This window comes from Iodobacter arcticus (genome assembly GCF_042664895.1).
Classification (GTDB): Bacteria; Pseudomonadota; Gammaproteobacteria; order Burkholderiales; family Chitinibacteraceae; genus Iodobacter; species Iodobacter arcticus.
The window spans coordinates 164,009-184,580 of record NZ_JBHTBQ010000001.1 but is presented as its reverse complement, the minus strand read 5'-3'; the positions used below and the strand labels follow the sequence as shown (position 1 = coordinate 184,580).

20 protein-coding genes and 1 rRNA gene are annotated in these 20,572 nt (G+C 49.8%); 19 read left to right on the top strand and 2 right to left on the bottom strand.

Annotated elements, in window-relative coordinates; translation table 11 throughout:
* Positions 1-65 (bottom strand): 16S ribosomal RNA (locus ACFQNF_RS00805); the annotation flags it as partial.
* A 524-nt stretch (positions 66-589) separates the two neighbouring features.
* Between ACFQNF_RS00805 and ACFQNF_RS00800 the strand changes: the two genes are divergently transcribed.
* From ACFQNF_RS00800 to ACFQNF_RS00755, 10 genes are all read left to right on the top strand, one after another.
* On the top strand, positions 590-1,417 hold the full coding sequence (locus ACFQNF_RS00800; RefSeq protein ID WP_380185392.1) for a SphA family protein: 828 nt from the start codon (positions 590-592) through the stop codon (positions 1,415-1,417).
* A gap of 76 nt (positions 1,418-1,493) precedes the next feature.
* Entirely contained in the window at positions 1,494-3,005 is a 1,512-nt protein-coding gene (locus ACFQNF_RS00795) for an aldehyde dehydrogenase family protein (RefSeq protein WP_380185390.1), read from the top strand.
* An 85-nt stretch (positions 3,006-3,090) separates the two neighbouring features.
* Complete coding sequence (locus ACFQNF_RS00790) at positions 3,091-4,338, top strand: ABC transporter substrate-binding protein (RefSeq protein ID WP_380185389.1); 1,248 nt, start codon at positions 3,091-3,093, stop codon at positions 4,336-4,338.
* A gap of 2 nt (positions 4,339-4,340) precedes the next feature.
* Positions 4,341-5,219 (top strand): branched-chain amino acid ABC transporter permease, encoded by an 879-nt coding sequence (locus ACFQNF_RS00785; protein ID WP_380185388.1) that lies wholly within the window; start codon positions 4,341-4,343, stop codon positions 5,217-5,219.
* The gene (locus tag ACFQNF_RS00780) at positions 5,216-6,265 is read left to right on the top strand and encodes a branched-chain amino acid ABC transporter permease (RefSeq protein ID WP_380185386.1); all 1,050 of its coding nucleotides are present in this window, start codon (positions 5,216-5,218) and stop codon (positions 6,263-6,265) included. Before ACFQNF_RS00785 ends, ACFQNF_RS00780 begins: the two co-directional genes overlap by 4 nt.
* Entirely contained in the window at positions 6,262-6,972 is a 711-nt protein-coding gene (locus ACFQNF_RS00775) for an ABC transporter ATP-binding protein (RefSeq protein ID WP_380185385.1), read from the top strand. Before ACFQNF_RS00780 ends, ACFQNF_RS00775 begins: the two co-directional genes overlap by 4 nt.
* A 31-nt stretch (positions 6,973-7,003) precedes the next feature.
* A complete protein-coding gene (locus ACFQNF_RS00770) occupies positions 7,004-7,717 on the top strand; it encodes an ABC transporter ATP-binding protein (RefSeq protein ID WP_380185383.1) in 714 nt (237 codons plus the stop codon).
* A gap of 7 nt (positions 7,718-7,724) precedes the next feature.
* Positions 7,725-8,834 (top strand): class II histone deacetylase, encoded by a 1,110-nt coding sequence (locus tag ACFQNF_RS00765; RefSeq protein ID WP_380185381.1) that lies wholly within the window; start codon positions 7,725-7,727, stop codon positions 8,832-8,834.
* Positions 8,835-8,856: 22 nt separating this feature from the next.
* Entirely contained in the window at positions 8,857-10,191 is a 1,335-nt protein-coding gene (locus tag ACFQNF_RS00760; protein WP_380185379.1) for an aspartate aminotransferase family protein, read from the top strand.
* Positions 10,192-10,331: 140 nt separating this feature from the next.
* Positions 10,332-11,795 carry an APC family permease gene (locus ACFQNF_RS00755; protein ID WP_380185377.1) on the top strand — a complete coding sequence of 488 codons (1,464 nt, stop codon included), beginning with the start codon at positions 10,332-10,334 and terminating at the stop codon, positions 11,793-11,795.
* A gap of 46 nt (positions 11,796-11,841) precedes the next feature.
* On the opposite strand, the gene hpaR is transcribed toward ACFQNF_RS00755, so the two are convergent.
* Complete coding sequence (gene hpaR / locus ACFQNF_RS00750) at positions 11,842-12,279, bottom strand: homoprotocatechuate degradation operon regulator HpaR (protein WP_380185375.1); 438 nt, start codon at positions 12,277-12,279, stop codon at positions 11,842-11,844.
* A 118-nt stretch (positions 12,280-12,397) separates the two neighbouring features.
* Between hpaR and ACFQNF_RS00745 the strand changes: the two genes are divergently transcribed.
* The 9 genes from ACFQNF_RS00745 (at position 12,398) to ACFQNF_RS00705 (ending at position 20,571) form a co-directional block, all read left to right on the top strand.
* Positions 12,398-13,054 carry a fumarylacetoacetate hydrolase family protein gene (locus tag ACFQNF_RS00745; RefSeq protein ID WP_380185373.1) on the top strand — a complete coding sequence of 219 codons (657 nt, stop codon included), beginning with the start codon at positions 12,398-12,400 and terminating at the stop codon, positions 13,052-13,054.
* Positions 13,051-13,806, top strand: a complete 756-nt coding sequence (locus tag ACFQNF_RS00740) for a fumarylacetoacetate hydrolase family protein (protein WP_380185371.1) — start codon at positions 13,051-13,053, stop codon at positions 13,804-13,806. Before ACFQNF_RS00745 ends, ACFQNF_RS00740 begins: the two co-directional genes overlap by 4 nt.
* Complete coding sequence (hpaE, locus tag ACFQNF_RS00735) at positions 13,799-15,247, top strand: 5-carboxymethyl-2-hydroxymuconate semialdehyde dehydrogenase (protein ID WP_380185369.1); 1,449 nt, start codon at positions 13,799-13,801, stop codon at positions 15,245-15,247. Before ACFQNF_RS00740 ends, hpaE begins: the two co-directional genes overlap by 8 nt.
* Positions 15,248-15,281: 34 nt before the next feature.
* The gene (hpaD, locus tag ACFQNF_RS00730; protein ID WP_380185367.1) at positions 15,282-16,154 is read left to right on the top strand and encodes a 3,4-dihydroxyphenylacetate 2,3-dioxygenase; all 873 of its coding nucleotides are present in this window, start codon (positions 15,282-15,284) and stop codon (positions 16,152-16,154) included.
* On the top strand, positions 16,154-16,555 hold the full coding sequence (locus ACFQNF_RS00725) for a 5-carboxymethyl-2-hydroxymuconate Delta-isomerase (protein WP_380185365.1): 402 nt from the start codon (positions 16,154-16,156) through the stop codon (positions 16,553-16,555). Before hpaD ends, ACFQNF_RS00725 begins: the two co-directional genes overlap by 1 nt.
* A gap of 21 nt (positions 16,556-16,576) precedes the next feature.
* On the top strand, positions 16,577-17,380 hold the full coding sequence (hpaH, locus tag ACFQNF_RS00720; RefSeq protein ID WP_380185363.1) for a 2-oxo-hept-4-ene-1,7-dioate hydratase: 804 nt from the start codon (positions 16,577-16,579) through the stop codon (positions 17,378-17,380).
* A 24-nt stretch (positions 17,381-17,404) separates the two neighbouring features.
* A complete protein-coding gene (locus ACFQNF_RS00715) occupies positions 17,405-18,175 on the top strand; it encodes an HpcH/HpaI aldolase family protein (RefSeq protein WP_380185361.1) in 771 nt (256 codons plus the stop codon).
* Positions 18,176-18,280: 105 nt separating this feature from the next.
* Positions 18,281-19,606, top strand: coding sequence for an MFS transporter (locus ACFQNF_RS00710; protein WP_380185360.1), 1,326 nt, complete (start codon positions 18,281-18,283; stop codon positions 19,604-19,606).
* An 8-nt stretch (positions 19,607-19,614) separates the two neighbouring features.
* Positions 19,615-20,571 carry an AraC-like ligand-binding domain-containing protein gene (locus ACFQNF_RS00705; protein WP_380185358.1) on the top strand — a complete coding sequence of 319 codons (957 nt, stop codon included), beginning with the start codon at positions 19,615-19,617 and terminating at the stop codon, positions 20,569-20,571.
* The last annotated feature ends 1 nt before the right edge of the window (position 20,572 follow it).

Here is a 20,572-nt window from a genome sequence, read left to right as displayed (position 1 = left end):
TCGACTTGCATGTGTAAAGCATGCCGCCAGCGTTCAATCTGAGCCAGGATCAAACTCTTTAGTTTAATCGCTAAGCTAGTACTTACTGGCTTACTTTATTTAGCGCAACCATCGCTGGTTACGCTTCACTCATGTAAGCACTTGTTTCGCTTCCGAATCAAGCACTCACACTCATCGACTGTATTTTTTTAAAGATCAGCTCGTCTGCGACATCACCGTGTTGCTGTGTGTGCTGCAGCGAGAGGCCGAACTATACCGGCGAGGCCCTACTCGGTCAACACCCTAAAGGAAATAAAGTAAAAAGAAGCGAATAAGCGGCTGATTCTATTGAAACTATTCAAAAGGAATAAATGGGCGCTATGCACCGCAATGCTAGTTTCTGTGCACTTTAGGTCTAAATCGTGTTTTCAGAGCGGGCTAAGATCAAGGAAATCAAGTCGCGAATCGGGTTGATGTTTGGGATACGGGCTTTCGTGATTATGAATCACCATTGAATTAAGAGACCGCCATGAAAATAGCTATTAAAAGTATGCTCGCTATTACGCAATTTGCATTTGTATCTACATGCCTTATCTGTACGGAGCAAGCGATGGCCACAGAAGGCGGCGGAGGGATGTATCCCAATGGCAATGAAAACTACTTGGTGGCCGCCATGCCGCCACCCGGTTTTTATGTTCTGGAATATCTCATTGGCTATAAGGCCGATAAGTTAATAGATAACAGTGGCGATCAAATTCCGTTGGATTTCAAAGTTAATGTGGCCGCAGCTGCCACCCGCTTGATTTGGGTCACCGATCAGCAATTAATGGGTGGGCAGCTAGCCCTGCATGTGATTGCCCCTATTCTTAATGTCGATGTGACCGTGGCAGAAAGAAACCAAACTCAAACAGGTTTAGGTGACATGGTATTGGGTGCTGGCTTGGGTTATCACGCTTCCGATAAGTTGCACTATGTCTTTGCTATCGATATCAACACGCCCACTGGCTCCTATGACAAAAACAGGCTCGCCAATTTAGGCCGTAATTATTGGAATATTGAGCCACTTGCCGCCGTGAGCTACATCCAAAAAGAAGGGGTCAATGCCGATCTTAAAGTGATGTACGACTTTAACGGGCGCAATAAAGAGACAAATTACACCTCGGGACAAGAGCTGCATGCCGATTATGCGCTGGGCTGGGGCTTTGGCAACGGCTGGGTTGTGGGGATTGGTGGCTTTGCGTATCGACAAATCACTGACGACACGGTGAATGGGTCGACAGTCTCAAATAATTTAGGGCAGGCCCTATCAATAGGGCCGACTCTTAAATACGACAACGGCAAAGGTTTTTTTCTAACTGCAAAAATCGAGAAAGAGTTTGCCGTCAGGAATCGTGCTGAAGGCTCGAGTATTAAAGTTAAATTTAATATTCCATTTTAGATATCCATCTTAGCTCAGCCCCTTATGAAGCGTGTTTTTCACAGATCGTGGCTTTTTGCAGACATAGGAGAAAGCAATGGCTCAGCACTTGGAAACGTTAGCTTGTCATCAGGTCGATAAAATTGGCTTTTTGGCACAAGCGCAATTAGGTCTCTTTATTGATGGGCAGACGTCAGCCCCCGCAACCGCCTCTTACTTTGCGGTGATTGATCCGGCAACAGGATTAGAAATAGCACAGGTCGCCGATGCCCAAGCGAGTGATGTGGAGCGAGCCATTGCTTCTGCACGGCAAGCCTTTGAATCTGATGCCTGGTCAGGAATGCGCCCTGCCTCAAGGGAGCGTCTACTCATTAATCTGGCGCAATTAATTGAAAAATATGCGGATGAGCTGGCCGCAATATCCACACTAGAAAGCGGTAAGTTGCTCACAGTTTCCAAAGCTATTGATGTGGATTCTGCCGCCGAGTATGTGCGCTATATGGCGGGCTGGGCCACCAAGATTGAGGGGAGTACGCTCGATTTATCGATTGGATTTCCTCCCGGTGTAGCCTATTCCGGCTTTACCCGCCGTGAAGCAGTCGGTGTGGTTGCCGTCATCGTACCGTGGAACTTCTCACTCGCCATTACGCTATGGAAACTCGCCCCTGCCCTAGCTTGTGGCTGCACCGTCGTATTAAAACCCGCAGAGGAAACACCGCTCACTGCACTGCGGCTAGCCGAGTTAGTGATAGAAGCCGGATTTCCAGCAGGGGTATTTAATGTACTCACCAGCCGTGGCTCTGCGGTCGGCGAAGCCTTAACCAGCCACCCTGGCATCGACAAAATTAGTTTCACTGGCTCCACGCAAGTGGGCAAGCTCATCGCCCGCTCTGCGGCAGAAAACTTAAGCCGCCTCACCTTAGAGCTAGGCGGCAAATCCCCCATGATTGTATTAGAGGATATGGAGCCGGAGCGTGCGGCCCAAGGCGCAGCCATGTCCATTTTCTTTAATCAGGGACAGGTCTGCACCGCCGCTTCACGCCTATTTGTGCAACGTAAAAATATAGACCAAGTGGTACAGCAGCTTAGCAAGATTGCCAATGGCATGAAGCTAGGATCTGGCTTTGATCCTAAATCACAAATGGGCCCTCTTATCTCCAAGCCTCATATGCAACGGGTCATGGCACATATTAATGAAGCCAAAAGAGCCGGGGCAGAAATGACCGCAGGCGGCGAATCAGAATTAAGCACGGGGTATTTTGTGCGCCCAACGGTCTTTATCAATACCACTCCGGATATGCGCATTAATCGCGAAGAGGTCTTTGGCCCCGTGGTAACCGTCACGCCGTTTGATGATGTGGACGAAGCGATCCACCTCGCCAACGACTCAGAGTTTGGCTTAGCCGCCAGTATCTGGACGCATGATCTGCATCAGGCCCATCGCTTTATTCCAAGAATCAAAGCGGGGATGGTGTGGGTGAATACCCACAATATGCTGGACAACAATTTACCTTTGGGAGGGGTTAAACAATCAGGCTTTGGGCGTGATTTAGGTCGTTCGGCAATTGAGCAATTTACTGAATTGAAATCAGTTTGCATCGCGTATTAAGTCTTTACGCAAAGATCCCTGCGTTGCCGCCTGCCGTGCGTCCACGCTGAATCACACTGGCCCTAAAAAGCATTGGAGCATCACCATGTATAAGCAGTTTTTAATTGCCAGCGTACTGGTCATAGCCAGCCATCAAGCCATGGCCGCAGAGAAAGCCAATTGTGGATTAAATAATGGCAAAAAGGCGACGGGCCTGCCGATTCCCCTAGGGGCCGTCATGGGCAAAACCGGGCCGGATGACTTTAGTAGCTCGGCCGCTACAGCGGAAGCCTATTTTAAATGCGTCAATAACAACGGAGGGATTCAAGGCCGCCCCATTGAATACACCATCGTCGATGATCAATGGAATCCTGAAGTAGCCGCCCAGTTAGCCTCCAAACTGGTTCAAGACCGCAAAGTAGTCGCTATGGTTGGGAGTGCTAGCTTTGTAGAGTGCGGCGCCAATGCCAAGCTCTACGAGCAGGCAGGCATCATGGTGATTGCGGGCGTTGGCGTACCACGGGAATGTTTTCAATCTAAAAACTATGTGCCCATGAATGCGGGACCACGCCTCGCCGCAACCACGGTGGCGATGTATGCCAAGCAACGCTATAAATCCAAAAAATTTGTATGTATTGCGCCCAATATCCCCGGCTTAGGCGAGTGGGCCTGTGGTGGCGTGACGGCTTGGGGCGCTAAAAATGGCGTCGTTTCCGAAACCATTTTAATTGATCCTGGCTCGGCAGATGCCAGCTCGGTGATTTTGCAAGCCAGCTCCAAAAACCCTGACGTCATTATTTTGAATTTACCTAAGGGCTTATTAACGCCAATGCTGGGCGCAGCAGAGCAACAAAACTTAGGCAAAAAAATCAAATTTTTAGCCCCAGCATCAGGCTATAGCGTAGAGCTACCCAAGGCCATTGGCCCGTACTGGAAAGATAATTTTGACGTGGCCTTAGAGTTTCAGCCCATCGATGCCAACACGGCTGAAAATAAAAACTGGCTCGCCATTCTGAATCAGTACGGCAATAAAAAAGATCCGCGCGATACGTTTTCCCAAGCGGGTTATCTGGCCGCAAAGCTGACAACAGAAACATTATTAAAGCTTGATCCCGCCAAAATAAATCGCGCTACGGTAACCGAGGCATTACGGCAAATCAGCGATTTTAAAAGCGAATTACTCTGCCGTCCTTTTTATATTGGAACGGGTAAACGTCACAACGCCAACAACTTTAGTCGTGTCGCCACCTCCACCGGTAGCTCTTGGGCCGTTCGCTCAGAGTGCAGCGCCGTACTTGATCCTGAATTAGCCGATATTTATCAGAATGAATTGCAACTGGGATTAAAGAGGTAATCATGTCTGAGCTCATCACCTTTCTCACTCCCTATCTTATTTCAGGCCTTGGCGTAGGAGCGGTCTATGCCTTGTCTGGCGTGGGCTTGGTGGTGTTGTATCGCGCTTCGGGTGTGCTGAATTTTGCTTTTGGCGCACTCGGAGCGATCAGCGCCTACTGTGCGTGGTCCTTGCTGGAGCTAGATTATCCACAAATCGTGGTGTGGCTTGCCGCCATTGTTGTGTCTACGCTGCTGTCTCTGCTTTATGGCGCGCTACTGGCCCCAAGGCTAGCCCATCGAGATCGCACCACGCGCAGTATTGCTACTCTGGGTTTTGCCTTGGTGATTTTGGGGTTTACCGAATGGTTCTGGGGAGAAACGGTCAGGCGTTTAAGCCTGCCCACCGATGCAGAGGCCCTCGATTTTGGTGATATTCGTCTGACTTACACGCGAATATTAAGCCTGATACTGGCCTTGATCATGATGTCGGCCATTAGCTTACTGCTCAATAAAACGCGTCTTGGTTTGCAGATGCGGGCACTGGCAAACAATCGCTCCTTAAGCGCGCTACTGGGCATTGCAGTGACGCGGATAGATACGGCGGCATGGCTAATTTCAGGCGCTTTTGCAGGAGTTTGCGGCTTATTACTCGCGAATATGGTGCGATTGCAAGCCACTACTTTAACTTTTATGGTGATCCCTGCATTTGCAGCCGCCATTATTGGCCGCCTATCTTCGCTACCGATCACGGTTGCTGCGGGCATTGTGATCGGCATGCTAGAAGCACTCTCGATCACCATTCCCGGCTTTGCCATCTACCGCTCAGTCACGCCTTTTTTACTCGCCCTTATTGCCATGATGATTTTTGCCGTGGCCTACCCAGCGTCGATTGAATCATGAAAAGACTGCACACAACCGATCCCTCGGATAACTCGGCCATGACTCGTCCCTTTACCGTCAATCCAGAGCAAGATCACCTGCTTTTAAGAATCGTAGTGGTATTAGCCCTACTGCTTATTGGCTTGCCTCTTATTGCCAACGCCTATTGGGTCAAAATATTAACCTCCGCCTTTATTTGCGCCATTGCCGCCTCCGGCGTGGGTCTGTTGTACCGGCAATTAGGCTTGGTGTGTTTATCTCAATATGCCCTGATGGGCGTAGGTGGCTGGATTACCTTACGCATTTATCACGCATGGGCTTGGCCATTTGAGGCCTGTATTTTAGCGGCTGCAATGGGCGGCAGTGTGGTTGGTATGCTGGCAGGCCTACCCGCCCTGCGTTTGCGTGGTATCTATCTGGCCTTAGCCACATTAATGATGGCGGGAGCTTTTCAGATTTTTATTGCCGCCATTAATTTTCCCGATGGCGGGCCCGGCTTAAGCGGCCGAGCCATCGATGGCGTCCGCCTCATCATGTCCCGCCCTGCTTGGGCGGAATCAGATGTCGCCTTCCTACGCTATGTGATCGCGTGTCTGGCCTTGGCCTTATGTTTAATTGAAGTACATCGCCGATCCAAAGTAGGCAGAACTTGGGCGCTGATCCGTAAAGGGGACACCACCGCACTCAGTGCGGGCGTCAACATCATGTTTTATCAGACGTGGGCATTTGGGCTTTCCGGTTTATTAGCCGGATCAGCGGGAGGCTTATTAGCCAGTGCAATTGGCCGTTTAGACGGGCGGGCATTTACCGCCAGCGAATCAATTTTAATGTTTGCCTTAACGATTGTTGCAGGCGTCTACAACTGGTTTGGTGCGCTGATCGCAGGCTTACTACTGCGTGCTTTTCCGGCATTGCTCTCTGATCTTGGCGTAAGTGCTTATGTGGCCATGATGTTTTTTGGTGTGGCTTTACTGCATGCCCTCATCACCGCACCAAGGGGCATAGCAGGACAAATAGCCAGCACCACAGCAGCTATTCGTCATTATTTTCGGCAGCGAAAAATATGATCACCATCAGCCAACTTACCGTGCAATTTGGCGGCGTCAAAGCCATTAACAATCTGGATGTCAGACTCAAGGCATCAGTTTGCGGCTTGATCGGCCCTAATGGTGCAGGCAAAACAACCTTGCTCAACACCCTAAGCGGCTTTATTCGCTCGCATAGCGGCACGATCGCGCTCAATGGGCAATGGCTTCATCCCTTAACGCCTGCTGAACGTGTACGACGCGGTATTCGACGCAGCTTTCAAACCGAACAGGTTGTGGAAGATTTGTCAGTCAACGACAACATACTCGCCATCCTCGATCATTTACCCGTCAGTGCTAAAGAGGCAAAAGCCGAAGTGGCTCGCGCCGTGGCTTACGTTGGCTTAACAGCTGTGGCACATCAATTGGGCAGCAGCCTTAATTTATACCAGCGGCGCATGGTGGAATTAGCCAAGGCACTAGTGGGGCAACCGCGTTTGTTATTACTCGACGAGCCGGGTGCGGGAATGAACGAAGCGGAAGCGCTGCAATTGCGGCAATTAATTCTGGGTATTCCGCAGTTTTGTCAGGCGCAAGTTTTACTGATTGATCACGATGTGGCGCTGATCTCAGCCACCTGCGAAGAAACCCTAGTCCTTGATTTTGGCCGTTGCATTGCACTGGGCCTCACACGCGAGGTACTCAATAAGCCCTGCGTGCGAAAAGCCTATTTAGGCGAAGACGCCTAACCTCCTTCCACTTTTTTTTGAAGCGTATCCCATGGACACAAATACATTATATGTGGCGGATCTGGTCCTTAAGCGTGGGGGAAAGCCGGTTTTGCACGGCGTTTCTTTAAATATACAGGCGGGGGCTGTCACCGCATTATTGGGTGCCAACGGAGCAGGAAAATCCAGCTTAGTGCTCGCCATTGCCGGAGCGATTGAGCTTAGCTCTGGCGATATCAAACACAAAAATCAACCCCTCAGCGGCCTGCGCCCAGAACAAATCAGAAAACGCGGCGTAGCCATCGTGCCAGAAGGGCATCAGGTCTTAAGTGAATTAAGTGTGCTGGATAATCTGCGAGCGGCCGGATCAGCCTGCTCTACTCGAAAACTCCAGTCAGAAATTGCACGCGTCTTAGATATTTTCCCTGAACTAAACGCCAAATTAAACACACGTGGCGGGGATTTATCCGGCGGCCAAAAGCAAATGGTTTCGATTTCTCAGGCCCTAATTGCCGCGCCCCAGTTTTTGCTAATTGATGAATTATCACTGGGCTTAGCCCCCGCAGTTGTCAAACGCCTCGCAGAAGTTGTGCGCCAAATTGCAGAGTCTGGCGTAGGCGTATTGCTGATCGAGCAATTTACCAACATCGCACTAGGGCTGGCTCAGCACGCCTATGTGATGGAACACGGACGTATTGTTTTCTCTGGCTCCTCACAGCAGCTACGTGATGATCCCTCTATTTTGCATAGCGCCTATCTGGCATGAGGCCGTAATGAATAAAACAGCACTCTACTGCGATGAAAAAACCTTCTGGCATCACTGCGGGCAACACGTTTTGTTCCTGCCGGTAGGAGGATGGGTACAGCCCTCATCCAGCACAGGCAATGCCGATTCACCGGATTCCAAGCGACGTATTTTATCCTTGGTACACTTTTCCGGGCTGGCAGAAAAACTGCTCATAAAACAAGCGCCCGCCGCCACGGAAGAAGATTTATTACGTGTGCATTCACCGCATTATTTAGATGAATTCAAACGCCAAAGCGATGCCCAAGGAGGCGATTTAGGAGGCCTCGCGCCTTTTAGCCAAGGTGGCTACGAAATAGCAGCGATTTCCGCTGGGCTAGCCAAAGCGGCAATAGATGATGTGCTGTCTGGCGAGGTGAGCAACTCTTTTTCCTTATCACGCCCCGCAGGTCATCATTGCCTGCCCGATCAATCCATGGGGTTTTGCCTGCTGGCCAATATTTCAATAGCCATTGAAGCCGCCCAAAAAAAGCACGGCGTGCGCCGCATTGCGGTGGTGGATTGGGACGTACATCACGGCAATGGTACTCAAACTATTTTTTACAACCGCCCTGATGTGCTGACCATTTCTCTGCATCAAGACAAATGTTTTCCGCCGGGCTATAGCGGAGACGAGGATCGCGGCAGTGAGGCTGGGCTGGGTTACAACTTAAATATCCCCTTGCTACCCGGTGGCGGGCACGATGCTTATATGTATGCCATAGAGCGCATCGTGGCCCCCGCAATCAATGCCTTCAAGCCCGAGCTGATTATTGTAGCCAGCGGCTTGGATGCTAATGCGCTGGACCCACTAGCCAGAATGCTATTGCACAGCGAGAGCTATCGCAGCATGACCCGCCTGATGATGCAATTGGCCGCACAACACTGCGAAGGCCGACTAGCCGTTATCCATGAAGGCGGTTACTCAGAAGCCTATGTGCCTTTCTGTGCCCTCGCCATACTCGAAGAATTGAGCGGACAGCGTACCGAAGTACAAGATCCCTTATTAGAGCTGGTTATAAAACAGCAACCTAATCTCCGTTTTGCCGAATTTCAACGCAGCTTGATTGATGAGTTGGCCAGCTCGTTTGGCCTGTAGTTCACTACGAAAGGAGTTTGTCATGTCATACCAAGACTCTAAATATTGGCACCCCATGCTGCACCCCACCGCCATGCAGCAGCGTAATCCGATTCGGATTGTGCAGGGTGAGGGCTGCTATGTGTTTGATGATCAGGGCAATAAATTGCTGGATGCCGTGGCGGGTTTATGGAATGTGAATGTTGGCCATAATCGGCGCGAGGTAAAAGAAGCCATCACAAAGCAATTGGATGAGCTGGCCTATTTTCAAACCTTTGATGGCATTAGCCACCCGCGAGTAGAAGAGCTATCGGCCTTAATCATAGAGATGCTTAAGCCAGAAGGAATGCGGGGAGTATTGTTTAGCTCGGGCGGCTCGGATTCGGTAGAAACGGCACTAAAGCTGGCTCGGCAATACTGGAAAATCTTAGGGCAGGCCGATAGAACTAAGTTTATTTCATTACGCCAAGGCTATCACGGCACCCATTTTGGCGGCGCATCTGTCAATGGCAATACCGTATTCCGGCGTAATTATGAGCCCTTGCTAGGCGGATGTTTTCATGTGGACACGCCTTGGCTCTACCGTAACCCTTATAGCCAAGACCCGGAGCAATTAGCACAGCAATGCGCTGACCTGCTTGAGCGCGAAATTCAGTTTCAAAGCCCGGATACCGTTGCCGCCTTTATTGCTGAGCCCATTCAAGGCGCGGGCGGTGTAATTGTGCCCCCAGCCAGCTATTGGCCCTTGATCAGGGAAGTATGTGATCGTTACGACGTACTGCTCATTGCCGATGAAGTAGTCACCGGGTTTGGACGCTCCGGCAGCATGTTTGGCTCCCGTTTATGGGATGTAAAGCCCGACATCATGTGCCTAGCCAAGGGCATTACCTCCGGCTATATCCCGCTTGGGGCAACCACATTCAATGAGAAAATTGAAACGGCTTTCCTTCAGAACAACAATTTCACCGGCGCATTAATGCACGGCTACACCTATTCGGGCCACCCGCTCGCCTGCGCCGCCGCCTTAGCTTCCTTAAAAATTGTGCAAGATGAGCAGCTACCAGACAATGCGCGGGAAGTCGGTGATTACTTGCTCAAACAACTCAAGCCATTTGAGCAACGCTTTGCCCATATCGGGGAAGTGCGCGGGAAAGGATTAATGCTCGCATTTGATCTAGTCAAAGATCAGGCCAGCCGTGAATCGATTGATCCTATGAGTGGTTATGCCAATCAAGTCGCCGAGCGTAGCCGTGAAGCAGGTGTGTTTGTGCGCCCCGTCGGCACAAAAATCATCCTCTCCCCTCCCTTGGTACTGAATAAAGCGCAGGCCGATGTGATTGTGGCGGCTCTGGATTATGGCTTTAGCCACACGGGCTAGCTAAGAAAATGGCCTCGCCATTTTCCTGCACTTAATTAGATTCTCATTAACAGGCCCTCCTCAAGGGGGGGCGCCTTTCGGCCTGCCTGCTTCATTTTCAATATCTATCCACAGTCGCTCCCAATAAATAAGGAAATGCCATGACTTTGCAGCAGCGTATAGATAAACAATTGGAAGGAGGCGTTTTAGGCTTCCCCACCGCCTTGGCAACTGCCGTTGGTTTGGTCATGGCAAGCCCGGTCATACTCACCGCAACCACCGGTTTTTCTATTGGCGGCGGCAGTTTTGTATTAGCAATGCTGATTGCCTTAACGCTGATGTATCTGCAGGCAACAACATTTGCAGAAGCAGCCACCATGATTCCCACCGCCGGCTCGGTCTACGATTACATTGCCTGTGGTTTAGGGCGCGTCGCCGCCATTACCGGCACCCTCTCTGCCTATGTACTGGTACATGTATTTGCAGGAACAGCAGAGACGATTCTCAGCGGAGTGATGGCAACCGTTAATTTTGATTCGCTGCAAGCCATCCTAGTCGCCCACAATGCCACGTGGCTGGTTGGGGTGATGATGGTTATCCTGTTTGCCGTACTCAATGTTTTTGGGATTGCCGTATTTGCCAAGGTAGAAGTATTTCTGACCGCTTGCATGTGGATCACACTCATGATTTTTGGTATCTGCGGTGTTCTACAAACACCCAAAGTACCCTTAGTCGGTTTTTTTGGTGCCTCCAGTGTGGGCACGGATCCTTATGCCGTCATGTCCTTGGTGGGTATGGCGATGTTTATGTTTTTAGGCATTGAATTTGTTACGCCCTTAGCCCCCGAATTGCGTAATGCACACAGAACCATTCCACGAGCCATGATGCTTGGTTTGGTCTTAGTATGGTTATGCATGGTGCTGTGGGGAGCCGCAATGGTAAGACAGGTGCCAAATATCGCTTTAAATGCGCAAGGCAGCGTGCATTTATTAGAAACACCCGATGCTATCCCCCACTTTGCACTCGCCATCATGGGGCCATTGGGGAAATTCTGGCTGGGAATTGCCTTCTTGCTGGCAGGAGCCGCCACGATTAATACCTTGATGGCCGCACTACCACGCATTTTGTGCGGCATGGCTCAGGATGGTAGCTTGCCAAAAATATTCGCCTACCTACACCCACGCTACAAAACACCTGTATTTGGCATTTTGGTAGCCGCTGCTATTCCCATTACACATGTGATCTTAATCCGTGGCGATATTGATCGCATCATGCCTCTGGTGCTGGCTGCCGTGTGCGCTTGGGGAGTAGCGTATTTATTAATCAATTTATCAATCGTATCCCTTCGTATCCGCAGGCCCGATTTACCCCGCCGTTACCGCTCGCCCTGGTTTCCTTTACCCCAATTAGTTTCATCCATAGGTATTTTTATTGCGATCGCCTATATCACCCCACCAACAATGAAAGCCTCGGATATTTTTGTTCCCTTTGGGCTTATGTTTGCTTTGGCTGCGCTTTATGCCTTGGTTTGGCTGCTGATCATCAAACGACAAGCTGGATTTACACCCGTATCGGTTGAAGCCGTTTTAGAACACGCTTTAACGCACCCTAAGCACGATCACTAGAAGCGATCTCATGATCGCTTCAGCACAAAGGCATATCACCTAAGCGCTATTTATCCAATTGCTGATTAGATAAAAATCGATCAAGCACGGCGTAGAGCTCCGCCATATTAGCGCCTGCCGGCCCTTCCTCCAGCGCTTGGTATTCCTGCTCGATGAGGGGGGCTATTTGCTTAAATAGCTGCTTGCTTTGCTCGGTCAGATTAACGTTCACACGGCGTTGATCTGTTTCAACTCGTGTGCGCAGTACCAAACCCATTTCTTCCATTCTGGATAAAACGCCCGCCAAGCTGGGGCTGAGTATTTGGCACTTCTCGCATATTTCGCGCGGCTCCATCATGCCCTGCTCGCTAAGCGCACGAATAATCCGCCATTGCTGCTCTGTAATATTGTGCTGATTGAGCAACGGCCGAAACCGCGCCATCACCGCCTCCCGTGCTTGCAGTAGTAATAACGCCAAATTCCGGTATTTCAACAACTCACTCATGCTGGATTGTCCCCTCGCTCACATCACTCTATAAATTGAACAACTTATATTACACACTAACATATTAGTATGTAATATTACTAACATGTTAGTAAACCTCTGCAAAGGTACTTTAACTATGTCAGCTCAAGCTACCGTATTTGGTGTCATCCTCAATGATCATCGCTCCATGCAGCGACTACAAGCGCAATTCACCGCCGCCCCCTATTTAACCCCGCCCCGCGCCCCCGTACTCCATATCAAACCCAGCAATACCTTAGCCCGTGAAGGGGCGGTGGTGGTTTTACCATCAGGAGCGGAGCAGCTAGAAATTGGTGCAAGCCTAGGCCTAGTGATAGGACGCCTATCCTCTCATCTCAGCTTAGAAAACGCCTTAGCCGCAGTATCTGCCTATGTAATCATGGCGGATCTGAGCTTGCCACACGCTCAGTATTATCGCCCAGCCATTCGTGAACGCTGCTTTGATGGCGCCTGCCCCATCTCCCCCAAAATCGCACTTAGCCCCGAACTCCCTCAGCCAGAGCAACTCAGCATCCGCAGCTATGTAAATGATAAGTTAGTTGAAACAAGAAACTTAGCGGATTTGGTGCGCAGCGCCTCTGAACTACTGCGCGATGTGACTGAATTTATGCGCTTGGATAGCAACGACATCCTGCATCTTGGCGTTTTATTTCAAGGCGCACAGGCCCGCGTTGGCGATGCGGTACGCATTGTGATTGATCATTTAGGTGAATTAAATTTCACCCTTGTGGCTAGCAGCGAGGAAAAAACATGAAGCGCGGACGGATCAACTGGAATGGCGTGATTCATGAAGTGACCCCTGCCGCAGAGGCGAATCAAGTCATGCTAAGTAATGGCCAGTGCCTGCATGAAAGTGAGTTTGAATGGCTACCGCCCTTGGTGACCGGCACCATTTTTGCGCTGGGCTTGAACTATGCCGATCATGCCTCGGAGCTTGCCTTTAAAGCCCCGGATCAGCCTTTGGTATTTTTAAAAAGCGCAGGCAGCCTGATGGGGCATCGGGGGCAAACTCAGCGCCCCGCCGATGCTCACTATATGCACTATGAATGTGAGCTGGCCGTCGTGATCGGCAGCCCTGCCCGCCATATCAAGCGGGACGACGCTTACCGCTATATTGCGGCTTACACCATCGCCAATGATTATGCGATTCGTGATTATCTAGAAAACTACTATCGCCCTAATCTAAAAGTAAAAAACCGCGATGGCTGCACCCCGCTTGGCCCATGGCTGGTAGACCAAGCCGATATAGGCGACCCGATGCAGTTAGAGCTCACCACGCATATCAACGGCAAGTTGGTTCAACGAGGCAACACCAAAGATATGGTGTTCAGCATTCCTGTGCTGATTGAGTATTTATCCGGCATTCTAACTTTATCTCCGGGCGACATCATCCTAACCGGCACTCCCGCTGGGCTGGCCAATGTGCAAGTAGGAGATGAAGTCGTCACCGCCATCGAAGGCCTGGGCCAACTCAGCAACACCATCATTGGAGCGACGCATGATTAAGCATCTTATTAATGGCAAATCGGTAGAAAGTCGTCAGGTATTTGAGAATTTCAACCCCGCCAATAATCAAGTCATTGCCGAAGTGGCCAGCGGCGGCGAGGCAGAAATCTCTGCAGCAGTGCAAGCAGCCAAAGATGCCTTTCCTGCCTGGGCCGCCAAGCCTGCTGCCGAGCGGGCCAAAATCATGCGCCGCTTAGGCGATTTAATCACACAACATGTTCCAGAATTAGCCACAACAGAAAGCACAGACACCGGCCAAGTCATTGGGCAAACCCAAAAAGCACTGATTCCGCGCGCGGCCGATAACTTCCATTTTTTTGCTGAAATCGCCGCCCATATGGATGGCGAAAGTTATCAATCCGATACGGGCCATCTGAATTACACCCTGTGGCAGCCCGTTGGCGTTTGTGCTCTGATCTCGCCGTGGAACGTGCCCTTTATGACTGCCACATGGAAAATCGCGCCCTGCCTTGCTTTAGGCAATACCGCCGTGATGAAAATGTCTGAATTTTCACCGATGAGTATCGATCGATTAGGGCAATTGGCCTTAGAAGCTGGCGTGCCCGCCGGTGTATTAAATATCGTCCATGGCTTTGGCAAAGATGCAGGCGAGCCGCTGATCCGCCACCCTGATGTTCGTGCAATTTCATTTACGGGCAGCACCGCAACGGGCAATCGTATTGTGCAGCAAGCGGGTTTAAAAAAATTCTCTATGGAATTAGGCGGTAAATCGCCCTTTATTATTTTTGCCGATGCCGAATATGAGCGCGCCTTAGATGCCGCCATTTTTATGATTTTTTCTAATAATGGCGAGCGTTGTACGGCAGGTTCACGCATCTTGATTCAAAAAGCCATTTACCCCCAGTTTGTCGCCGACTTTGCCCAGCGAGCCGCCCAATTAAAGGTTGGCGATCCGCTCAACCCTCACAACATCATCGGCCCAATGATTAGCCCTGCTCATTTACAAAAGGTGCAGCGCTATATCGAAATTGGCCAAAGGGAAGGCGCACGTTTGGTTCTGGGCGGCGGCACCCCTGATATACCCGCAGAATTTGCAAGCGGTAACTGGGTGCAGCCTACGGTCTTTGCGGATGTCGATAACCGCATGCTAATTGCACAGGACGAGATTTTTGGCCCAGTGGCTTGCCTGATTCCTTTTAGCGACGAGGCCGAAGCACTGCAGATTGCCAATGACACGCCCTACGGTTTGTCTTCCTATGTCTGGACAGAAAGCACCGGTCGCGCCATCCGCATGGCACGTGATCTGGCTGCAGGCATGGTGTTTGTAAACAGCCAGAATGTACGCGATTTGCGCCAGCCCTTTGGCGGCATCAAAGGATCTGGCGTGGGGCGTGAGGGTGGGCACTTTAGCTTTGAAGTTTTTGCCGAAGCTAAAAATGTATGTATTTCTTACGGCCAGCACCCTATTCCGCATTGGTAAGCAAGCTCCCTCTCATAAACTACCGGAGAATCAGATGGGCAAACTTGCACTCGCCGCTAAGATCACCCACGTGCCATCCATGTATTTATCGGAGCTGGATGGCCCGCATAAAGGCTGCCGTCAGGCTGCCATTGATGGTCATATTGAAATCAGTAAACGTTGTCGTTTATTAGAAGTGGATACGCTGATTGTCTTTGATGTGCACTGGCTGGTGAATTCGGAATACCACCTTAATTGCGCTGCAAATTTTAAAGGTATTTACACCAGCAATGAATTGCCCCATTTCATCAAAAACCTGCCTTATGAATATCCCGGCAACGCACCCTTAGGCCACCTGATCAGCGAAGTAGCTAATCAAATGGGCATTAAAACCCGCGCGCATAGCGACACCACTTTGGGGCTGGAATACGGCACTCTAGTACCAATGCGTTATATGAATGCCGATCAGCATTTTAAAGTAGTCAGTGTCTCTGGCTGGTGCGTGTGGCATGACTTAGCCGAGAGCATGCGTTTTGGTCTGGCGCTACGCCACGCCATTGAAAAACATTACGATGGCACAGTGGCGGTGCTTGCCAGCGGCTCGCTCTCGCATCACTTTGCCAATAACGGCAGCGCCCCCGAGTTCATGCATAAGGTCTGGAACCCCTATCTGGAAACCATGGATCGCAGTGTGGTCGCCCTCTGGGAAAAAGGCGATTGGCCCACCTTTATCGACCTGCTACCGATGTACAACGAGAACTGTTTTGGCGAAGGCGGCATGCACGATACCGCCATGCTGCTCGGCACTTTAGGCGGGCGAAATTACGATCAGGGCGTGGAAGTGATTACCCCCTACTTTGCAAGCTCGGGCACGGGGCAAATCAATGCCATTTTTCCTGTTTCCCCGTTTAATGAGGAGAGATTCTAATGCCCCATTTAATACTTGATTACTCCAGCAATATTCGTGAAGAAGCAGATATGCCAGCGCTTTGCACCAAGCTAGCTGATTGCTTAATTCATCAACAAAGTAATGGCAGCCCAGTCTACCCAATTGGCGGCGTGCGAGTCCGTGCCATTGCCGTTTCTGAATATTGCATTGCAAATGGCCTTGCCAATGCCGCTTTTGTGCATGCGCAATTAAAAATTGGCCATGGGCGTAGTGAGGAAATTAAAAAAATAACAGGGGACTCACTCTTTGCCGTAATGAAAACGCATTTTGCCGATTTAGAGCAAAAAATGGGCTTGGCGCTGTCATTAGAAATTAATGAATTTAGCGAATTAGCCACGTGGAAGCAGAATAATTTGCATGCGCTCTACCCTAAAAATTAATTTTTTAAAGAAGAGTATCCAATGCTACCCAATGACACGATTCAAAACTTAGCGCAGCAATTGCACCAGGCGGAAAAAAACCGTACGCAATTGCGCCATTTTTCAGCCCAATACCCAGAGATGAGCATTGAAGATGGCTACGCCATTCAACGTGCCTGGCTGGCCATTAAATTAAGCGAGGGCTGCACCGTTAAAGGCAGGAAAATTGGACTCACCTCACGCGCCATGCAGATTTCATCTCAAATCACCGAGCCAGATTACGCCCCATTACTCGACAATATGTTTTTTGAGCAAGGCAGCGATATCCCAATCACCCGCTTTATTGCTCCGCGAGTTGAAGTGGAATTAGCTTTTATTTTAGGCAAGCCCTTAAAAGGGCCCAATATCACGCTATTTGATGTATTGGCGGCCACGGATTACATCACTCCCGCCATTGAAATTATTGATGCCAGAATTGAGCAATTTGATCGCAGCAGTAAAGCACCACGAAAAGTCACCGACACCATTTCTGATTTTGCCGCCAATGCCGGCATTGTTTTAGGCGGCTCGCCTATTCAAGCCCATGCACTGGATTTGCGTTGGGTAGGCGCGATGCTGTTTAAAAATGGCGTACTCGAAGAAACCGGCTTAGCGGCTGCGGTATTAAATCATCCCGCCATCGGGGTGGCTTGGCTGGCAAATAAGATTGCACCATTTGGCGAGCAATTAAATGCAGGGGATGTGGTACTGAGTGGCTCCTTTACCCGCCCGGTAGCGGCAAGCCGAGGGGACACCTTTCAGGCGGATTATGGTCGCCTAGGGCAAATCGCTTTTCGTTTTAATTAATTTAATTAAATAAAGAGAAACGCAATGGATATGCCCAAAAACAGATTCAAACAGCGCATGGCCAAAAACCAGCTGCAATTAGGCTTGTTTTTAGGGCTGGCTAACTCAATCAGCACAGAGATTTTAGCGGGCTGCGGCTTTGATTTTTTATTAATTGATGCCGAACATAGCCCGAATGATTTGCGCTCTATTCAGGCCCAATTGCAAACCATTGCAGCCTACCCTGTTTCTGCTATGGTGCGCCCGCCTAATCACGACACCTCCTTGATTAAGCAGCTACTCGCTATTGGCACACAAACTTTATTAATCCCCATGGTAGAAACACCGCAACAAGCGCGCGATTTGGTGGCTGCAGTGCGCTATCCGCCGCTAGGTGTACGTGGTGTAGGTATTGCTTTGGAGCGCTCTGCGCGCTGGACGAATATCCCCGATTATTTTGCTCAGGTTGCCGAGCAGACCTGTTTAATTATTCAAATTGAATCCCTACTCGGCATTCAAAATCTGGATGAGATCCTTGCAATAGAAGGGCTGGATGCGGTGTTTCTGGGGCCAACTGATTTAGCCGCATCGATGGGGTACCTTAATCAAAGCAATCACCCAGAAGTACAAGCCGCCATTAAGCAAGCATTGCAGCAAATTCATGCCGCTAAAAAAGCAGCTGGGATTTTTTCGAGCGATCCAGCACTTGCTAAGCAATATCAGGCCGAAGGGGTAAGTTTTTTGGCCATAGGCGCAGATACGATCATTCTGCGCAATGCCTGCGTGAATTTATTAAAAGAACGCCAAAAGTATTAATTAATTTTTTCATTAATGTTGTGTGTTTTTTGAAGAGGTAGTTTTTGCGCAAGCCTTGAACGATACAAAAATATCGCCCACCGTTTATACAAAAGTGAGACAAAAATGCTAAATACGTCTACACCTGCACAATCGATTGATCCAGCATCTCTTGATAATGCACTGTATCGCAAGGTTTCAATGCGCATCATTCCCTTTTTATTTATCTGTTACGTCATTTCTTTTTTAGACCGAATTAATATCGGCTTCGCCCAATTGCAGATGAAACAAAATCTGGGCTTTAGCGATGCTATGTATGGTTTGGGCATAGCGATCTTTTACATTGCTTATGTGCTTTTCGAAGTGCCAAGTAATTTACTGCTAGAGAGATTCGGAGCCAGAAAAACCTTCACCCGCATTATGCTACTTTGGGGGATGGTGTCAGTTGGAATGGCATGGGTTTCAACACCGTCCCATTTCTACGCCATGCGATTCTTACTGGGCATTTTTGAAGCCGGTTTTTTCCCAGGAATTGTACTGTATCTAACCTATTGGTATCCGGCGAAGCGTCGTGCTGCGGTAATGTCAATTTTTTTTGCCGGTGTAGCCGTTGCAGGTATTTTGGGCGGCTTGATTTCTGGCTGGATCATGCGCGACATGGCCGGTGTACTTGGTATGTATGGCTGGCAGTGGATGTTTATCATTGAAGGCTCCCCCGCGCTTATATTGGCGTTTGTCGCCTACTTTTATATAGATGACCGGCCTGCGCAAGCGACTTGGCTAGACGCCAGAGAGCAGCAACAACTCACCAACAATCTGGTGAACGACCCGCACCGGGCGCAGTCTGGTTTAACCCATTCGTTTTCATCGGCCCTGTCGAATCCACTGGTTTATCAGCTGGCTTTTGTCTATTTTTCTTTGTCCTGCGCATCGCTCACGCTGAATTTTTGGATGCCGATTATGATTCGAGATTTTGGCATTAGCAATGTCCTATCTATCAGCCTGTATTCGGCTATTCCCAACGCCTTTGCTGCTGTTGGCGTGATTCTGATTGCACGGCACTCCGATAAGCACGCTGAACGACGCAAACATTTTTCAGTGTGCGTCATTGGCGGCGCACTGTTTTTATCTCTGCTTACCTTGCATCCGACGAGCTTGGTATTAACGTTGGCACTACTATCAGCCGCTGCCGTACTGATTTTTTCCGGTTTGCCCATTTTCTGGGCCGTGCCGGCCACCTATCTATCGGGAACCGCTGCCGCAGGCGGAATCGCTCTGATCAGCAGTATTGGCATGTTGAGTGGAATCGTCAGTCCTTGGCTGGTCGGTCAGATAAAAACTCGAACGGGGAGCATGGATAACGCGCTGTATTTACTGAGCGTGTTGTTGGTAATGAGCGCCATTACTATGCTTTTTTTTGTAAAAAATAATAAATACAAAAAACTTAATTGAGAGACATCATGCCAATTTCCTTATTCTCTACTCACTTGGTATCGCCAGCGCAGCGAAGCGCTTATTGGGGCGAGCTGATGTCTGGCTATTTTGGTGAACATCGTGCGCATTGCCTGCATCAGGGGCCATTTGATGCTCAGCTCAGCACGCACGATATTGGCTCCTTGCAACTGTTCTTAATTAATTGCCCACCGCACTGGATTGAGCGGGTTGAAGTCAAGCCCGATTGTGCCGTGAACGAGTATATGAAGCTAATCATGCCCTTAAATGGCAAGGGAGCCATCACCCAAAGCGGGGAAATGATGCCCCTCGCCTGTGGCGACTGGGGCTTATACGACGCACGCATGCCCTATCGAATCGATGTAGATGCAACTGAATTACTGGTTATGCTGATCCCGCGCGCACATTTAAATGGTTTCAAATTAAATGGTCTGCATTGCTCACCGTCACAACATCCTGAAACTCGCGGGCTCAACTCGGTGCTATCCGCTGTCCTTCGCTCACTGGCCCAGCATGCGAATGATCTACCCGCCACGACCCATACACCGCTCGCTGAAACCGTACTCGGCTTACTCGCCTCAACCTTAACAGCCAGCCATGAGTCCAAACGGGGGCAAGCCCATTTGCCTGCGGTGCTGCGCTTGCGGGTCAAACATTTTATTGCGGCGCATATTGCAGATCCAGAATTAACCATTGATCGCATTGCCCATGAAATGCGCTGCTCCAAGCGCTATTTACACCGCATTTTTGAAGCGGAAGGCATGACGATAGACCGCTATATCTGGTCTTGCCGCCTAGAGCGCTGCCACGATGCCTTGCAAGCGAGTGCGGGCAATAAGCGCTCCATTTCAGACGTAGCATTCTCTTGGGGCTTTAATAGCAGCGCCCATTTTGGACGGTTATTTAAAGAAAAATATGGCGTGGTGCCCCGTGATTATCAGCGTGAAATCGTTGCCTCACATTAAG

Bases quoted from the DNA above. Each gene is read 5' to 3' on its own strand.
- ACFQNF_RS00800 (WP_380185392.1), top strand. From the start codon at position 590: ATGGCCACAGAAGGCGGCGGAGGGATGTATCCCAATGGCAATGAAAAC.
- ACFQNF_RS00795 (WP_380185390.1), top strand. From the start codon at position 1,494: ATGGCTCAGCACTTGGAAACGTTAGCTTGTCATCAGGTCGATAAAATT.
- ACFQNF_RS00790 (WP_380185389.1), top strand. From the start codon at position 3,091: ATGTATAAGCAGTTTTTAATTGCCAGCGTACTGGTCATAGCCAGCCAT.
- ACFQNF_RS00785 (WP_380185388.1), top strand. From the start codon at position 4,341: ATGTCTGAGCTCATCACCTTTCTCACTCCCTATCTTATTTCAGGCCTT.
- ACFQNF_RS00780 (WP_380185386.1), top strand. From the start codon at position 5,216: ATGAAAAGACTGCACACAACCGATCCCTCGGATAACTCGGCCATGACT.
- ACFQNF_RS00775 (WP_380185385.1), top strand. From the start codon at position 6,262: ATGATCACCATCAGCCAACTTACCGTGCAATTTGGCGGCGTCAAAGCC.
- ACFQNF_RS00770 (WP_380185383.1), top strand. From the start codon at position 7,004: ATGGACACAAATACATTATATGTGGCGGATCTGGTCCTTAAGCGTGGG.
- ACFQNF_RS00765 (WP_380185381.1), top strand. From the start codon at position 7,725: ATGAATAAAACAGCACTCTACTGCGATGAAAAAACCTTCTGGCATCAC.
- ACFQNF_RS00760 (WP_380185379.1), top strand. From the start codon at position 8,857: ATGTCATACCAAGACTCTAAATATTGGCACCCCATGCTGCACCCCACC.
- ACFQNF_RS00755 (WP_380185377.1), top strand. From the start codon at position 10,332: ATGACTTTGCAGCAGCGTATAGATAAACAATTGGAAGGAGGCGTTTTA.
- hpaR (WP_380185375.1), bottom strand. From the start codon at position 12,279: ATGAGTGAGTTGTTGAAATACCGGAATTTGGCGTTATTACTACTGCAA.
- ACFQNF_RS00745 (WP_380185373.1), top strand. From the start codon at position 12,398: ATGTCAGCTCAAGCTACCGTATTTGGTGTCATCCTCAATGATCATCGC.
- ACFQNF_RS00740 (WP_380185371.1), top strand. From the start codon at position 13,051: ATGAAGCGCGGACGGATCAACTGGAATGGCGTGATTCATGAAGTGACC.
- hpaE (WP_380185369.1), top strand. From the start codon at position 13,799: ATGATTAAGCATCTTATTAATGGCAAATCGGTAGAAAGTCGTCAGGTA.
- hpaD (WP_380185367.1), top strand. From the start codon at position 15,282: ATGGGCAAACTTGCACTCGCCGCTAAGATCACCCACGTGCCATCCATG.
- ACFQNF_RS00725 (WP_380185365.1), top strand. From the start codon at position 16,154: ATGCCCCATTTAATACTTGATTACTCCAGCAATATTCGTGAAGAAGCA.
- hpaH (WP_380185363.1), top strand. From the start codon at position 16,577: ATGCTACCCAATGACACGATTCAAAACTTAGCGCAGCAATTGCACCAG.
- ACFQNF_RS00715 (WP_380185361.1), top strand. From the start codon at position 17,405: ATGGATATGCCCAAAAACAGATTCAAACAGCGCATGGCCAAAAACCAG.
- ACFQNF_RS00710 (WP_380185360.1), top strand. From the start codon at position 18,281: ATGCTAAATACGTCTACACCTGCACAATCGATTGATCCAGCATCTCTT.
- ACFQNF_RS00705 (WP_380185358.1), top strand. From the start codon at position 19,615: ATGCCAATTTCCTTATTCTCTACTCACTTGGTATCGCCAGCGCAGCGA.